The following is a 15980-nucleotide window of genomic DNA, read 5'->3' on the forward strand; positions in this document are numbered from 1 at the left end:
CCCGCAGAAAGCGGGCCGCGCGAGCGGCGCGAGCTTAACCCCTAAGCGGTCAGTGGGAGCGTCACTCTGTGCCCGTGCCTATCCCGGGCTGCTCTTTCACTTCGATGAAAACACTCTCTACCGCAGGTGGGGCACCAGGGCCCTGCGCCTGTAGTGCCATAGCAACACCCCGTTGTACCGCACCGTGTCGTTGGCCAGGGTGCAAGAACCGTAGGAGAATGAGCGCGGGGTCTCCGAGCACTTCCGGTGGCTGCATGCCCATTTCGCTCGTGACTTGATCCCGGGTCGGGCGCCCCGGACCGCGGCAAATTTGGGCTGGTTCCCGACCCGGGGACGCCGCACCGTACCGCTGGGGAGCCGCTCACACAGCCTGATATCCAGATGTTGTAGCCCAGCCCGCTCCGGCATGTTAATACAGAAGCCACCGACTTGATAGCGCATGGGTCGCTACGGTTCTCCGTTTGATCGGAAGCTAGGCCGGATTCGGGGCTAGGATTCCGAGGCTTGCCATGATATCCGCGCTCTTTGGTAGCACACCGCCACCCCTTACCTAATGGGATGTGAGGGAGCCAGATGAGGACTTCCCGTTAATGGGCAGATGGACACCACGACATCGCACTCGTAGATCAACAGGGCCGTGGCCTCGCAAAGGATTGAAGATACGGCCGCTGGTCTGGCGGAACTACTGGGCCTGCTCTGCACCCACGGAGACCAAGTTGGAAACCGCGTCCCGATGGCCATCGAAACCACACGCGGCCTCCTCGTCGCGGCTCCGCAATCAAGCGGTCGGGACGTCTACGTTATCAACCCCCTGGCCGTGGCCCGCTACCGCGAATGGCGCACAGTCTCTCGCAAGGAATCCGACGCCCAAGAGGCCGCGGCACTGGCCAACATCCTGCGCACCGACCGCCACTCCCACCGGCCTATGCCTCGGGGATTTGGAACTGGCCCAGGCCATTGCCGTACTGGCACGAGCGCAACAGGACGCAATCTGGTACCGGCAGCAGCAGGCCAGCCGCATCCGTTCCCTCCTGCGCGAATACTATCCGTCGGCACTGAAGGCCTTCCCCCACGCTGCAGACCTCAGCATTCCGGCCGCCAGGCTCCTGCTCCGCACCGCACCGCACCGCACCGCACCGCACCGCACCGACACCGTCGCAGGCCGCCGGCCCGACCCGGCTCGGCTGATGCGGATCCTCCTCAAGTCCGGCCGGACCCGGAACATCGATGCCACCGTCGCCCGTCTCCTCCCGATCCTCCGCGAAGACGCGATGCACCACCGTGCCCCGGCGATTGGTTCGAGGCCGCGGAAGCTGGTGAGGATTCCTGCATCCGGATGCCTGCCAAAGAGTTCTTCGACGGCCAGGGGCAGGGCGTCCAGGCCGTCGCAGGCGGCGTCGAGCTGGCCGAGCAGGGCGGTGAGCTGGGCTTCGGAGGCGGCTTCCACGCCGGGCGGTCGGCGGCGGCGAGCCTGTTGTTCTTCACCCGTCTGGCCAAGACGGTGAGTGACTTACTTCGGGCACGGGTCACCGGCGCTGCCCCGGCGTTGGCCTTGTGCGCGCCTGCGCTGGCGAACCGGGTGCGGTCATCGCCGATTTCGGCCAAGATGGTGATGGTCTTTGATCACCCTGCCTCCATACATCAATCCAGCACGAAAGCTGACATGTCCTGCGGCGGCAGAGTTCGGCATCCACGTTACGGCCGGCCTGCCGTGGTCAAAGCTTCGGCTGGTCTTGTCCCCATCAGCGATCCTCTGGCGCCCATCGGATCCCATGGCAACACCCCCAGACCATGGAACGGCTGGGGGCAGGCATCCTGCCGGGGCCGAGAGACCAGCACCAAAATCCCGGGCTGCGAGAAATCGTCGACGTGTTCATCGGCCTTGACGTCGGCAAGAGCAACCTTCACGCCGTCGCGCTAAACCGTGACGGCAAGAAACTGCTAAACAAGGCACTACCCCAGGACGAGGGCAAACGGCGCGAGATCATCGCCTCCCTTACACGGCACGGAATTTTGCAGCTGGTGGTGGACCAGCCGGCCACAATCGGTGCCCCGCCGGTCGCCGTGGCCCAAACCGAAGGCATCGTGGTTGGTTTCCTGCCCGGGCTGGCGATGCGCCGTATCGCTGGGCTGCCTCCGTGCGAGGCCAAGACCGACACCCGGGACGCGGCCATCATCGCCGATGCTGTCATGCCACACATCCTGCGCGCCATCGCCTTAGCCGATGAAGAGGGCCCGCCGAGCTGTCGATGCTTTGCGGCTTCTACGATGACCTGGCGCAGCAGGCCACTTCCAATCGGATTCGGGGGCCTGATGACCCAGATCCGCCCTGCGCGTAGATGTGGAAGGCGAAGCTGTCCCCGCGGCCTGAGCTGTCCGCTGCTAGACAACTGTCCGCGGACCGTCACGCGGCGGGCCAGCCTGTTCAGGCGCTCACACCAGGACTGTCAACAGTCATCAAGAACGAAGGAGCGGCCGATCCCGTCCGTTGGAGCGGGCGATCGGACCATATCAGGACCATCCGGCGATGGCCGAATTGCTGGTTAAATATCCCCACCCCCGATGCCCTGCGAAAGGCCGGCCGGACCCTGGTGGCCGCGCTGCTGGCAAAGTTCGCACCGCGGGCCGACAAGCGCTGGCCGCGCAACTGGTGCAGCTGCAAACTTCCTGCGCCCAGTTACTGACTCGCGTCGAACAACTCGTGGAGGTCCACCCTCTTTCGTCCTAACCTCCATGCCGGCGGTCGGAGTCAGGACGAAGCACGGATCATCACCGAAATCATCGGCAAGGAATTGCCTCAAAAGGGCATCTGGCTTCGTACTCCGGGTTCGCACCGGTGACCTAGAGATCGGGCGCATCAATCCGCGGAGACCATCCGTCGAAGACGGGCAACAAAGTCATCAAACGCGCACTGTTCCTCTCCGCCTTCGCCGCGCAGAAGGACCCGTTTCACGCGACTACTACGACCGGAAACGCACCGAGGGTTAACGCCATAACCAAGCCTTGATCGCTTGGCTAGGCGCCGCTGCCATGTCCTCTCCGCCGCGCTCGGCGACATGACCCTCTACGAAACACCCCAGCTCAAGGCAGCCTCACCCCTTGATGAAGAACATAGGGCCCCCACACAGTCAAATGTCACCTAGATACGGCTTTGTTCGGGCCATGACGTTTGACACTCTTACACGAGGCGAACTTACGCAACCGCACGAAGTCGGTCGGAACGAACTACTAGGACAGCTCCTTCACGATCTGGCTGATGCTGTCCAATGTGCGCTTGAGTTCCTCCACGTGTCGCTCATCGAAAGCGCTCAGCACACGCTTCAATTCAGTCGTGGAGATGCCAGAAGTTCGCGGAAGATAAACGACTTCTACTTTGTCTTCCAGATCGTCGAACTTTCCCTTCCAATCCTCTCCGATCCCAAAGACGTTCGCCCCGTACTTCTCGATGTCCGAGCGCTTTTGCTCCCAGTTCTCCTCCGGGATCGCTTCGGAGACGTATCGGATGGAGCTAACGATTGCGATGCGCTGCTCGAACGGCACTACGGGCTTCTTACCCTTGATGGCATTGAACTCGTCGGTGGAAACGCCCACGATCAACCGATCCCCCAGCCCACTGAGCCGCTTGAGGATGTTCAGATGTCCAATGTGGAAGAGATCAAAGGTGCCGTACGTGAGTACTGTCTTGCCCAAAGTGATCCTTGTCTCGGGTCAGGGGGTGGGAACTAAGCTCCATACTAGACGCCTCGGTTCATACGCTGTTAGGCAGGAAGCTGGCCAATGTCGGCCTGCTAGCATTGACTGCTGGACTCCGGTTCACCAGATCTCGAAAATTCGAGCCCTACCGAGCGAAGGAACAACCGAAGGTAACCATGTCTTTCAGTGGAAGATACTTCATGCGGCCGCAGGAATCGTCAAACAGGCAGCATCACCCAGATCCTGCCGAAACTGCCCTCTCTACCCCCGCTACCCCACTCGAGACACGATGAGCTCCACCAACACCGAGGCCATACGAAAAATCATTCGAAAGTCAGGAGCGACTCGGACGCTTCGTGGTGCGCTTGGACCGGAAGTATACCGACATTTTCGCAAATCGGTATCCGGGATTGCATCCTCAGTCGTAGTACGGCGCGTACCCAGGCAGCGAATCATGGCAGAGAAGCGACTGCTGCAACTGGACGAGACTTTGTTCCGGTCCGAGGGTGTCCTTCGGAGACCGCTCGGCTCACGCATGCCCCTGCGTATCCGAAAGTTTCACCTCGACATGGTCTCGGAAATCTTGTCCTCTGCCGGCATCGAGTGGTTCGTGGTCAGGAACGATTCCCGTACACGCTTCACCATTGCTGTTCAGGAATCCGACCGAAGCAAGGTCGTTGATTCCCTCAGTCGCGGGCTGCGGGACCAAGCTGTATACGTACAAGACAGCAGCGAGCCGGTGACCGACCGCAGATTGCATCTGGCTGGTAGTCTCAACCAGGTCGACATCGCGCACAGCGCCAAGGTTTTACGATTTGCAAGCTTCTTCGAAGACCGCAAGACGAAGTTCCGGACGGCCATGGGCTACGGGTGCGACGTCGAGTTCTGGCTACAGGACTCCTTCAACCCAGCTAATATGCTCGCCCCGCGAAGAAATGCCGCAGCGCAGCTCATTACGGTCAACGAGCTGCGTCCGGAAACCGTCACGATTGATGGCGACAACTATCCCACGTACTCGATCTTCAATCAGCGTATGCTCGACGACGTCACTTTCCCCATAGATGCCGTATATACCTGGGTGGACGGCGATGATCCCGACTGGATCGAATCTAAACGCCGATTAGAGGCGAAGCTGCAAGGCGTTGAGTACCACGAGGAAGCAAACCACGCCGCCCGCTTCAGGTCTCGGGACGAGCTGAAGTATTCGCTTCGATCCTTGGAAATGTACGCCCCGTGGTTCAGGAAGATTTTCCTCGTAACGAATGGCCAAAAACCGACTTGGCTCCAATTAGAGCACCCCCAGATCGAACTGGTAACGCATGAAGAGATCTACGACGACAAGTCGTGTCTGCCCACATTTAACAGCAACTCGATCATCTCTCGCCTTCACCACATCCCTGATCTTAGCGAACACTACGTGTATATAAACGATGACGTTTTCTTTGGGCGGCCGGTATCACCTGATCAGTTCTTTTTGCCCAGCGGACTTGCTAAAGTTTCCCCCGCGAATAACCGCCGCCCATTTGGCGAACCGAGCGTGTTGGATGAACCGCACATCAACCTAACACGGAACATGCGGGTACTTCTACAAGACGCGTTCGGCATCACCGTCTCGAGGGCTATTAAGCACACTCCACACCCCCAATTACGGAGCGTCCATCTGGAGATGGAGGAGCGGTTTGGAAAACATTTTAGGGAGACTTGGTCAAGCCACTTCCGGCACCACGACGATATCGTCGCAGACCAACTGTTTCATTATTATGCCCAGATCACGGGTAAGGCTGTCCCTGGGACATTGCGGTATAACTACATAAACGTGCTAGACGACGCTTATACCGGGGTCCTCAAATCAACGCTCGCGTACCGCGACAGGGACACCTTCTGCCTCAACGACGCGCCGGTACCCAACGCCACTCCCATCCCCGACACGACCGTCATGGAGTTTCTCGAGAATTATTTTCCCATTCAAAGTTCTTATGAGATCTCCGAGTCGCGGCGAACCTGACTGTCAGAGCGGCACCCAAGGGGGAGTGAACCTCTCCCCCGAGCTCAAACATGCGACGGCTTTGCAATGGAAAGGATGCTATGGTCCCATATTGCTCCAGCCGATTCATGCCGGATCGTAGCCTGTCACCACATGCAGCAAACTCGTCCGGGCACGCGTCGCTAGCGATTTTATCCGTACAGCCGCGAGCTCCTCGACTTCCCTGTGGTCGGGACGGGTAAGAATCAGGGCTTCGATTTCCTTCCAACAACGCAAAACTGTGCGCCAGAGCCTTGTTGTCTCAGCCTGGGCAGTTTGTTCGACCAGTTCCTGGAGCCGATTCTTCGCCGCCGCAGCGTCCTTGAGAGCCAGTGTGGAGTAACGCGCCCAGAAGGTGTCAGCGGTGCATCGTTCGCGCTAGCCTTTTGATTTCCCGGGTCATCCGTTCCCGGGTTCGAGGAGCATGTTCTTCCGAGCAGGACAGGTGGAAGGCGTGCGTCTACTGATCGGTGCGAGGCAGCCACATCCGCAGGGCCTTGTGGGACGCCCCAGACTGGCTCTACTTGGTTGTGTGATTCACGCCCATGATGGATGAAAGTACCAGACAACGACACCACTGATCGCATCTGATCGAGGATGCCTGTCAGCCCTGCCCAGGATTCCTTGGCCATATACCGCGTGGTTCGTAGCAGTAACGCGGCTTCCAAAGTAAAGAATCGTCAAGATTACGGTAAATCACCTAACCGCACAAATGTCGAGAGCCGACGCAATCCGTCGCCGACCGTCAAGTGACAATTCATGGCATGAGGACCGAAAAGTGCGACGATGTGTTCGCCGCCACCCTGGAAGCATGAAGCATGGTATGGACGCAAACAGGCAGAGCAAGCAGGATAGGCCTTCGTAATCACGATTCGCCATTCTCGTCGCGGGAATGCCAATTTAGATGATCGTCTCTATCCTTCGTGCGCCCTTCCGCTCTCGAGCCAAATATCTACAATTCCGCGGTTGCCGCCTTGGGCTTAGTGCCAATAACAGACGCAACTTCCGCGAAGCCTCGAGGAGTCTGCAAGTTACGCATCTCATTGAATACTCTCAAAGAGTTATTTTGGTCCCGCGCGGGGAATGTTCGGCGCCTGCGCTGTTCATACACCTGATGCTCACCATCTTCCAGATTTTTTAGGACCGCAGCGCGTGCAGCCTCATGCGTCATGGTCAGAGGCCCAAACCCGTCACTCGCGTAGTCAAAGTATCCAGGGTTGTATGTATGCCCTCCTCTTAACACTCGTTCGCTATCAAATTGGTAATAGACAACCGGAATATCGACGTATGCAGCATCAAAAGCGGTTGAGGAATAGTCGGTAACCATCAATCGTGTCTCAGCAAGCAAATCCGCAAATGGCATGTCGTCCCAGCCGATCACTTCAACTTGTGAAGGAAGAGACATGTGCTGCACCAGATGCGCCAGATTCGGATGAGGCAGAAATGTGACTGTCAGGCGTTCACCATCGATAACGGAGGACTGACTGAGTGCGCTGCAAATTCGGCGCCAAAGGGCAACATACTCTGAATTGAAAAATTCGGCATTGGCCTCCTCGATTGCACCCGGACGACTCGGAGGAACCAACCAATTCCGCCAAGTCGGTGAGATGAGAACGCGGTGAGGCCGTGCTACGCGTTTTCGCGACTCGATTAAAGCGTCATGCCGCGGGAACCCAGTCAACTTAACCTCTTTGCCGGAGAACTTATAAGGGGAAGAATCTCCTGCTATGGATTCGTACTCGGGATGCGTTGCCGTAATCAGCAAATCGATGCGCTTGGTGTTGAACCACTGCGAGAGGTCATCTTTGGTGATTCCATGCTGCAGGAAGGTAAATTTCCAAGGCATGACTCCGTATAGCTTTTGGGGAAGAGGGTTAGTGACGAACTGATCCAAATGCGAACTTGCATAATGGGCGGCGTTCAGGAGGGCAACCTTCCACTCCAAAGTCCCATATGCAAGAAGGTTAAATCCTTCCGCTTCCAGCCTGTCCCAATCTGAAGAAGACCGTTCGAGTATGAAATAAGCTTTGACTTCTCGATGATTCCGCAGCACGAACCGGTATAAATGTTCCGCGTTGTCATTGGCTCTGTCTGTCCTATCCATGAACAGCCATGATCCTGCGAACTTTTTTCGATTTTTCGCGGAACCGGCTATATTCCGGACTAGCACGGGGTTAGGCTCCTTGGAATCCCGTTGGCTCCGAAGAACAACCGGGGATAATACCGCTTCAGAAAATCTGCGCAGAGCGGTGATAGCGCTGGATGCGGCCAGCGGGGAGCGATACTTGGAGCTCACTGCTTCACTCACTTTAGGTGGAGACGCCAGCGCGCCGAACTCCCTCTTTACCGAGTACGGCCGCATCACATACGTTGGGTAGGAAGCTGATCGCAGGACAAGGGGCATTGCGGTGCCGGCGACCTGGAGACTAAACACACCCGTCGACGGGATCCATATGTAACGCCGATAGAACAGGGTGCGCCCGAAGTACTTGACGCTCTGAGATTTCGACCAAATCGGATCAATGAGAAGGCCTTTGACTCGAATCTCTTCTGCTGGTGCCTCTCCGGAGTACTGGTACTGCAGGAGCGTGAGGTGTTGGTCTGAGTCGAGGCGCTCAACCACCACCTCCGTAGGACGACTTTGAGGATTCTTGTAGCCTAATAGCAAGAGATCCCGTAGCTCCCGGTCAGTTGGCATTACGTCAAAACCAAATACGGCCTCTTCGGAAACCTCCTGCATGATCGTTTGAATCAAACCGTGGAACCGCCTTGTTACTCCTTCGGACAGAAGCTTGGACGGCGAACCGGCGCGACGGTATCCCCGAAAATACCACAGAATATCGTATAGAAGCATTAGTTGTAGCCAGAGGGGAACGTACCCGATAAGCCGGTTGGCAATGCTGAGGAGATCTAGGTGACCTTTCTCCAAAACCTCGGTGTATTTCTCGGGACGAAGCGCGCTTAGTTGGACAGAAGAATTTCCTGCTTCGCGCTTCCGGTAGTAGTAAATCGCCTCAGAGATATACCCGATCGTCGGCTTTTCCTGATGCAATAAGTAGCTGGCCACGAGATGGGCGTCCTCGAAGCTGAACCGCAGATCCTCGTTGAACGCTAGCCCACTCTCGATAAGCCTAAGTCGGTTGACAACAGCCGTTGCTCCACTCAAGTGGAAAAAGTCCGGTGACCTGTCGAGGTCAACAGTTCTCGTACCATCCCTGAATCTCTTTCTCAAAGGATGACTGTCGGAAATTTTTCCAGCTATCTCATTGTTGACCATCAGTCGGGTGGCGAACATCGAGGCGGTACCCTTTTTGTCTGCATTGATGCGATCGACAATGACCTTTAAATAATCATCGTTGAAGTAATCGTCGGGGTCCGGAAACGTAACCCACGGCCCAGTGGCGACCTTCATTCCAAGGTTACGAGCACTGGCCTGGCCGCCATTGTCCTTCTCAAGCACCAGCACGTTATGATCCGTGTTCTCGGCCCAATCCTTCAGGATCTGTAGCGACTCATCAGTTGAACCGTCGTCAACGAGAATGATTTCGACAGAACCCCTAAGAACTGTCTGTCGGTCTAAAGATGCGAAGAAATCTACGAGATAATTCTCGACGTTGTATACGGCACTAACTACGGAGAGTAAAGGATTCATACAGAGGTTCCTGATTTTATTTGTTGGAAATGCGCTCGGACCCATGCGGGCCAGACGATGGGTGTCTGAAGTTTGGCGTTGATTTGACTTCCTGATTGACTAAACGACCACAAGCCTACCGTTTCGAGCCATGAGCCATATCGTCTTCCATTTCACCTTGGTTTGCGTCTCATCGTTATGCCAAGGACTCGTTCCCCATCCAGCCAACCAACCAGCGAACCATGGTCGAAGGTTTCGGCAATCAGACCGAGAACGATAGATCTGGAGTATGGTCCAAGAGATGACGTAGATCCAAGAGATTGGCCAAGGAAGATTTCTCCTGGCCAGCCAGACTCGATTTCGGGCGTTGAGACGGTAGAACTCTTCGTGCCGGCGGGGATCGATGACTGGATGCCCTGCGCGGAGGTTTCCCGCGTACCACGTCCGGAATCCCGTGTCCCAGACGCGCCATGCAAACTCGATGCCTTCGTGGGCATACCAGAAGGTCGACGGCCACCCGGGGGTCTTATCGAACACGTCTCGACGCATGGCAATCGCCATCTCCACCACCGAGAAGACGTTGCTCGAGTGGTAAGGGCTGCCCTTGCGCAGCCTGGGAATCCAGCGCTGCGGCGCATCAGGACTCTCGGGATCCTCGATCCGCGGTTGGATCATACCGATGTCCGGTTGCTCTTTGAACAGCTTGGCGCATTGGGCAAGGAAATCGTCATCAAGGAGCCAGGCGTCGTCGTCGAGGAAGAAGAGGTACTCCCCTTTGACGTGGGGAACGCCAGCGTTCCGCCCAGCGGGGATGCCGATGTTCTCCTCGATATGCAGCGTTTTGAAACCGGCCGGCACGTCTTCCGGATCCCAGCCATTGCCCACCACTACGACATCCAGCTTCACCCCTTGCTGCCGTTGCAACGTTTCATATCCTCGTTGCAGTTCGGCAGGGCGTGTGCCTTGGGTAAGAATGACCACCCCGAAGGTCGGTTCCTGGGGGTTCATGTCTTGTTGCATGCCGCTCACTTCCGCAGCCTAGGCGAGGCCATGATGGCGACGAAATGGCCGATATTTACGAACAGGACCGCGGGCACCAGGACGAAGAGCAGCCAGCGCTCCCCCGTTACCTGCTGACCGGCTGCTACCGACACGATGGAGGCGGCCAGGACCAACAGACTCATCTCCACCGAATGCAACACCCGGTGGAAGGGCAGGAACCGGGCAAGCCGACGGAGCCTGCCGACGAAGGACGTGGCGGGAACGGCTTTCGCCTCTGCCGTATCTGGGAGCTTGTCCATCCCTGCCAACGCCCGGGAGGCGTGCACCATCTCGTTTTGAGCCTTATTGAGGACGATCAGGAACGCCAGCAGCGCACCGAGGAACAGATAGAGGTAGGCCTGCCCCGGATCGCGGCTCAGCAGGCCCAACTCTCCCAGGCACCGCAGCCCGAGTGCGATGGGAATCAGCCCCTCGGTCGTGTAGTGGCCGATTTTGTCAAGGAAGATGCCTTTGGGGCTTTGAGTGCCGCGCCACCGCGCGACTTCCCCATCGCTGCAGTCGAAGTACAACTGCAGTTGCGAGAAGAAGACCGCGAGCAACGGCCCCCAGATTCCCGGAACCAGCAGCGATGCGGAAATTGCCCACCCCGACAGAATCATCAGGCCTGTGACACCGTTCGCGGAGATCGGGGTGCGGACGAGGACGCTGGTGAGGTAGATGGAGATATGCCTTAAGTAGAGCTCGGCGGTCCAATGCTCAGCGTTTTTTCTGCTCCGGACCTCTGGCGGCTGGGCCACAGAGCGGAGCTGCTCCAGGGTAGGGCGCGCCGGCCGCTGAACGGCCGTCACGACTTCCTCCGGCTGGTATCTACGGCGCCTGCCGCTCCGAACAGCCGTCCGCGGAGATATCCCAGCCCCCAGCTGATGTGGATTCCTGGCAGCACCGCCAGCAGCCGCAGTCGTTCGGGTCGGCCAAGGTCGCCTGGCATGCTTGCAGAGGCGAAAGTGACACCCGCCCCGTAAAACGCGGGGACGGCGGCCGCTGCGCCCGCCAGAAGCCGCAGGCTTGCCGGCCACGTCTTGGCCGTGCCGGTGGCGAGCATGCTGGCGGAGGCAACGCCGACGCCCAACGCGGCCACCAGTACTGGCGGCAGGAAGTGCCTGACGGATTTTCCTTCCTTGTGCCGGTTAGCCAGCTCTGCCCGCCAGATGCCCGCGGCGTAGAACTGCCGGACCAGTTTTCCCCACTGCGCGCGCGGCCAATAGACGACCTTCAGCTCCGGGTCGAACCAGACCGTGTAGCCGGCTTGGCGCAGGCGCAGGCACATGTCCCAGTCCTGGCCCCGCCACAGCGTCTCCTCGAAAAATCCGACCTCGTCGAAGACCTCGCGTCGGAAGACGCCGAGATAAGCGGATTCTGCCGGTCCCTCGGGTGCCCCGCTGTGATACGCAGCCCCACCAAGTCCCAAGGGCGATACATAGGCAGCTGCGACTGCCCGCTGAAAGGGAGTCTTGCCTCGGGCGTCCATGAGCCCCCCGACATCAGCCGCACCGGTCCGCCGCAGCGTTGCCACCCCGCGCTTCGTGTAGTGAGGCTCTAGTTCCGTGTGTGCGTCCACCCTGACAACGACCGGATGACTCGAGGCTTGAAGGGCAAGATTCAGTCCGGCCGGGGTACGGCCGGTGGGGCTGTTGACGCTGCGTAAGCGCGGTTCCCGCGCCTGCAGGTCCGCCACGATCCGGTTAGTCTCATCCGTTGAAGGCCCCAGCGCCAGAACCACTTCCTTTGGCCCGGGGTATTCCTGGTTTAGGATGCTGCGGACCGCGTCCTCGATATGCGCCGCTTCATTGAGGACGGGCATGATGTAGGACACGCCAGGGTACTCCTCCAGCGGAGGCAAGACGGATGCCGAAGTCACTATTTCCTGGACTCCTTGTAGGCGTCCACGACTTCTCTCGGGTCGCCGTCCATTTCCAGCACGCCTTTATTGATCCAGATGACCCTGCTGCAGGTATCCAGTATCGATTTCATCGAGTGCGAGACAAGGAAAACGGTACCGGCGTTCTCGCGTATCTCACGGATGCGGGCCTCGCTTCTCTGCCGGAATCGTTGGTCACCGACCGCAAGTGCTTCATCCACGATGAGGATCTCGTGCTGCTTGGAGGCGGCGATGGCGAATTTCAGCCGCGCCTGCATGCCGGATGAATAGGTCCGCATGGGAAGGTCGATGAACTCTTCCAACTCGGCAAACTCGACGATGTCGTCCCGGAGCCCGTTGATCTCCTGCTTGGAGAACCCCAGCGCGAGTCCGCCCAATTGGATGTTCTTCTCCCCCGAGAGGTCCGGGATCAAGGCCGCCCCCACGCCCAGCATGTTCGGACGGGAGGAGGCGTAGACGGCACCCTGTGCTGGAGGCGTCAGCCCGACGAGCGTGCGCATCAGCGTGGATTTGCCGGATCCGTTCGAGCCAATGACCCCGATGGATTCATTTTCGTAGGCGGTGAAGGAGATTCCCTTCAGGGCGTGGACTGTACGGAGCCTGCCGGCTCCCCGCTGCAGCAGCGATCGCCCGGTGCCCTTGACCGGCTTTCCGCCGGCATGGACGTAGTACTTCACATGCAGATCATCGACGACGACCACGGGTTTACGGGCGGCGCCGGCCGCATCTGTGCCCATCAACGCTTCTCCAGTCTTAGTCGACTCGGCCATACCGCTCCTCAGCTACCCAAAAGAACAAGACTCCGGCAACGAAGACCGCTACGGACCAGACGGAAAAGTAGAGCCAGTAGATCGGATCGTAGTCCATAGCCGGCATGAGAATCCCCCGGGCGATGGAGAGGATTTCATGCAGCGGGTGGAAGTCGAACAGCGCGATGGCCCAAGGATGCGATGCCAGGATGCGGTCGATGGAAAACAGAACGCCCGAGGTGTAAAAGAGGATCCGGGTGACGAGCGGGAGTAACTGGGTCAGGTCCCTGACGTGGACCGTGAGTCTGGCGCCGATCAAAGCTACGCCCAGGTTGAACACCGTGAAGATAGCAACCAGCGGAATGATCAGCAGCCATTCCACACTGATCGGCGCACCCAAGATCAGGATGTACACGAACATCACGGCGAGCATTGGCACGAGTGTCATCAGCTGCTGGATCACGGTGGAGACGGGCAGCGTTATCCGTGGGAAGGCCAGGGACTGCACCAAGGCGCCGTTCCCTGTGATCGATTTGGCGCCGTTGTTCATCGAGGTGGAAAAGAACTCGAAGAGGAACACGCCGATCACCACATACATCGGGAAGTTCTCCGGCCGGCTGGCCCCCTGCAAGATACCGAAGATCGCGCCGTACAGGAGAGCGTTCAGTGTGGGTTTGATGAACACCCAGAGCATGCCCAGTCGGTTGCGCTGGTTTGACGCCTCGATCTTGTACCTCGCCATGGCGATGGCGAAGTCACGACGGGTCCATGCTTCCGCGAGATAGCGGAAAAGCGAAGGGCGGGCACCGACTCGGTGGAGGCGGTTCTCGCTCGCATATTCGGCAAGGCTCATGCCAGGTAGTTTCCCTTACTTACAGGTGGACGGTGGCGTCGCCACCCCTGAGGGACCGGCGGTGCACCTACCGAGTTTAGATGATTCAGCCCCGAACCGCGGATTCGCCCTCCCGGAAGAAAAGGCGCAGTTCAAGGCTGTGCTGGCCCGCGGCGTCCTGGACGTAGATGGCTTTCCCCCCAATTCCCTCCAGCGCTCCCGTGCCCGAGCCCGGAATGATGTGCCCGTCGCTCGCGGCAGCCTCGCCCTCCGCGAGGCCCCAGTGCTGGATCACCATCGTGCCTTCGCGGCCATCGACGGAGCCGGTGAAAACTTCGGAGGCAACGTATCCGGCTCCGGTGCTGTTGCCGGCCATCAGCAGTTCTGCGCGGCTGGTGCCTGTGATCAATCCGTCAAATACTTTGGTCACGCGGACCCGGCTCAGGTCCGAGCTTGTTCCCTCGACTTCGTAGGGTTCCGGCACCCAATCGGTGACGTCGAAGTCGGCGGCGATGATGTGTTCGGCGTCGGTCATGATGCCCTGTTTCTCCTAGATCGGTTGCCGAGCGCGTCAGAAGAGTCGCTGGTCATGAGAGTCGGCGTATTTCTTGCGGAAGAGCTTGCGGGTTTTCGGATCCAGAAACACCAGATACAGCGCGAAGGCCACGGCAACGATGCAGGCGAGGAGCCGCGCCATGTCGAGGTCGAATTCGATGTAGGGGAAGATGTCCAGCTGATCGGTGATCGCGTAGATCATGAGGAAGGACGTTACGGCGTAGACGGTCTGTACCTGCCAGTCGTTCCGGATCCCGGTGGCCGCAAACAGCGGCAGCAGCCACACGATGTACCAAGGCTGGATCATCGGACCAAGCAACACCACGGCGGCCAGCGCCAGCGCGAGCCGACGAACAATCCGGTCGTAACTGCCGCGGAACATGGTGTAGAGGACAATCAGCACGGCCACGATCCGGCCGCCCGTGTAGACGGCGGACTGCACCATCGCGCCGTCGAATCCCAAGCCGCCGGAGATCAGTCCCAGGAAAATCCCCAGCAGCCCGACCGGGGCGTACCAGATCATCAGGCCGGCTCCCTGCTGGCTGAGGGCCCCGACCCAGCCGAATCCCAGTCCGTTGATCATCCCGAGTATCGCCAGCAGCCCGAAGGAAATCCCGGCGGTCAGGGCCCAGTAGCCGAATTTGCGCGGCCAACTGGCCCCCTTGCCCGCCCACAACAGGCCGACAAACGGCAGGAAGATCAGGGTGATCGGTTTGATGCCAATGGAGAGGGTCACCAGCAGGATGCCCAGCAGGACCCGTCGGTTCGCCGCGTAGTAGAGACCTGCAAGTGCCAGCCCCAGCATCAGGGCGTCGTTGTGGATGCTGGCGATGAAGGTGGTCAGGAACAACGGATTCGCGCAGGCCAGCCACAACGCCCGGTTGGGATTGATGCCGTGCAGTTCGGCGAGTTTCGGTCCGTAGTAGACGCACATTGCGGCACCGGCGATGGCGAGGATCCGGAACATGATGATGGAGTATTCCGGGTGGCCGCCGGTGAGCCAGACGATAAATTCTTCCATCCAGAGAAAGATCGGCCCGTAAGGCGTGGGGCTGCGTGCCCAGAGGTCGTCGGCTCCGGTCTGCAGATAGTTCTGCAGCTGGTCGTACCCGTCCACGTACGGATTGAGGTTGTTGACCATGACTTTGCCTTGGGCAATATAGGCGTAGACGTCACGGCTGAAAAGCGGGATACACAGTGCCAGCGGGGTGCCCCAGGCAACGATGGCGGTGAGCGTTGCCCGCCGCGCGGACTCGCCCCAGACGGTGAACTGCTGGCCGAGCCGCAGCCAGGCCCTGACCAGGATCATGCCTCCGAGGGCGAGCAGGATTACCGAGAGGATCACACCGACCAGTTCCACCCGCAGGAAGATCAGCAGCGGCCAGCGCCGCAGTTCGGACACCGAGGCCAGCCACCCCACGCCCAGCGACCCGAGGAACATCATGATCGAGCCGATGGCGCCCTCGAGGATGCTCCGGGTAGACCGTTCCTTGACTACACTTCCGCTGCGTGAGCTGGAAGGTTCAGTCGCGGGTCTTTGGGCAGTCATCTTCTCG

General features: G+C 59.0%; 11 protein-coding genes and 2 pseudogenes. 4 read left to right on the top strand and 9 right to left on the bottom strand.

Annotation, left to right across the window (positions count from 1 at the left end; all coding sequences use genetic code 11):
* Nucleotides 1-637: 637 nt before the first annotated feature.
* The 3 genes and pseudogenes from AC5RUH_RS07020 to AC5RUH_RS07030 all read left to right on the top strand — a co-directional run.
* Nucleotides 638-922: pseudogene (locus tag AC5RUH_RS07020) on the top strand (IS110 family transposase); the annotation flags it as partial.
* A gap of 414 nt (nucleotides 923-1336) precedes the next feature.
* Nucleotides 1337-1921 carry a hypothetical protein gene (locus AC5RUH_RS07025; protein WP_494128261.1) on the top strand — a complete coding sequence of 195 codons (585 nt, stop codon included), beginning with the start codon at nucleotides 1337-1339 and terminating at the stop codon, nucleotides 1919-1921.
* A pseudogene (locus AC5RUH_RS07030) lies at nucleotides 1870-3143 on the top strand (IS110 family RNA-guided transposase). The gene AC5RUH_RS07025 and the pseudogene AC5RUH_RS07030 overlap by 52 nt, the downstream one beginning before the upstream one ends.
* An 85-nt stretch (nucleotides 3144-3228) precedes the next feature.
* On the opposite strand, the gene AC5RUH_RS07035 reads toward AC5RUH_RS07030, so the two are convergent.
* Complete coding sequence (locus AC5RUH_RS07035) at nucleotides 3229-3690, bottom strand: FAD synthase family protein (protein ID WP_494128232.1); 462 nt, start codon at nucleotides 3688-3690, stop codon at nucleotides 3229-3231.
* Between the two features lie 457 nt (nucleotides 3691-4147).
* Here AC5RUH_RS07035 and AC5RUH_RS07040 point away from each other — a divergent pair, with 457 nt between their 5' ends.
* Nucleotides 4148-5698, top strand: coding sequence for a stealth family protein (locus AC5RUH_RS07040; RefSeq protein WP_494128233.1), 1551 nt, complete (start codon nucleotides 4148-4150; stop codon nucleotides 5696-5698).
* 970 nt (nucleotides 5699-6668) lie between these two features.
* Here AC5RUH_RS07040 and AC5RUH_RS07045 read toward each other — a convergent pair.
* From AC5RUH_RS07045 to mptB, 8 genes are all read right to left on the bottom strand, one after another.
* Nucleotides 6669-9368 (bottom strand): glycosyltransferase, encoded by a 2700-nt coding sequence (locus tag AC5RUH_RS07045; RefSeq protein ID WP_494128234.1) that lies wholly within the window; start codon nucleotides 9366-9368, stop codon nucleotides 6669-6671.
* A 99-nt stretch (nucleotides 9369-9467) separates the two neighbouring features.
* On the bottom strand, nucleotides 9468-10367 hold the full coding sequence (locus AC5RUH_RS07050; protein WP_494128260.1) for a glycosyltransferase family 2 protein: 900 nt from the start codon (nucleotides 10365-10367) through the stop codon (nucleotides 9468-9470).
* Nucleotides 10368-10372: 5 nt separating this feature from the next.
* Complete coding sequence (locus AC5RUH_RS07055) at nucleotides 10373-11146, bottom strand: CDP-alcohol phosphatidyltransferase family protein (RefSeq protein ID WP_494128235.1); 774 nt, start codon at nucleotides 11144-11146, stop codon at nucleotides 10373-10375.
* Nucleotides 11147-11193: 47 nt separating this feature from the next.
* Nucleotides 11194-12267 (bottom strand): glycosyltransferase family 2 protein, encoded by a 1074-nt coding sequence (locus AC5RUH_RS07060; protein WP_494128236.1) that lies wholly within the window; start codon nucleotides 12265-12267, stop codon nucleotides 11194-11196.
* On the bottom strand, nucleotides 12267-13058 hold the full coding sequence (locus AC5RUH_RS07065; RefSeq protein ID WP_493999919.1) for an ABC transporter ATP-binding protein: 792 nt from the start codon (nucleotides 13056-13058) through the stop codon (nucleotides 12267-12269). Before AC5RUH_RS07065 ends, AC5RUH_RS07060 begins: the two co-directional genes overlap by 1 nt.
* On the bottom strand, nucleotides 13042-13890 hold the full coding sequence (locus tag AC5RUH_RS07070) for an ABC transporter permease (protein WP_494022955.1): 849 nt from the start codon (nucleotides 13888-13890) through the stop codon (nucleotides 13042-13044). The genes AC5RUH_RS07065 and AC5RUH_RS07070 overlap by 17 nt, the downstream gene beginning before the upstream one ends.
* Before the next feature lie 85 nt (nucleotides 13891-13975).
* Nucleotides 13976-14404 (bottom strand): DUF3224 domain-containing protein, encoded by a 429-nt coding sequence (locus AC5RUH_RS07075; RefSeq protein WP_494128237.1) that lies wholly within the window; start codon nucleotides 14402-14404, stop codon nucleotides 13976-13978.
* A 36-nt stretch (nucleotides 14405-14440) separates the two neighbouring features.
* Nucleotides 14441-15973 carry a polyprenol phosphomannose-dependent alpha 1,6 mannosyltransferase MptB gene (gene mptB, locus AC5RUH_RS07080; RefSeq protein ID WP_494128238.1) on the bottom strand — a complete coding sequence of 511 codons (1533 nt, stop codon included), beginning with the start codon at nucleotides 15971-15973 and terminating at the stop codon, nucleotides 14441-14443.
* Between the last annotated feature and the right edge of the window lie 7 nt (nucleotides 15974-15980).

Source organism: Arthrobacter sp. Y3223166 (assembly GCF_059090935.1).

What these genes read in the sequence shown, in the direction of transcription:
- AC5RUH_RS07045 (WP_494128234.1), bottom strand. Translation starts at nt 9,368, where the DNA reads ATGAATCCTTTACTCTCCGTAGTTAGTGCCGTATACAACGTCGAGAAT.
- mptB (WP_494128238.1), bottom strand. Translation starts at nt 15,973, where the DNA reads ATGACTGCCCAAAGACCCGCGACTGAACCTTCCAGCTCACGCAGCGGA.
- AC5RUH_RS07075 (WP_494128237.1), bottom strand. Translation starts at nt 14,404, where the DNA reads ATGACCGACGCCGAACACATCATCGCCGCCGACTTCGACGTCACCGAT.
- AC5RUH_RS07050 (WP_494128260.1), bottom strand. Translation starts at nt 10,367, where the DNA reads ATGCAACAAGACATGAACCCCCAGGAACCGACCTTCGGGGTGGTCATT.
- AC5RUH_RS07025 (WP_494128261.1), top strand. Translation starts at nt 1,337, where the DNA reads ATGCCTGCCAAAGAGTTCTTCGACGGCCAGGGGCAGGGCGTCCAGGCC.
- AC5RUH_RS07070 (WP_494022955.1), bottom strand. Translation starts at nt 13,890, where the DNA reads ATGAGCCTTGCCGAATATGCGAGCGAGAACCGCCTCCACCGAGTCGGT.
- AC5RUH_RS07040 (WP_494128233.1), top strand. Translation starts at nt 4,148, where the DNA reads ATGGCAGAGAAGCGACTGCTGCAACTGGACGAGACTTTGTTCCGGTCC.
- AC5RUH_RS07065 (WP_493999919.1), bottom strand. Translation starts at nt 13,058, where the DNA reads ATGGCCGAGTCGACTAAGACTGGAGAAGCGTTGATGGGCACAGATGCG.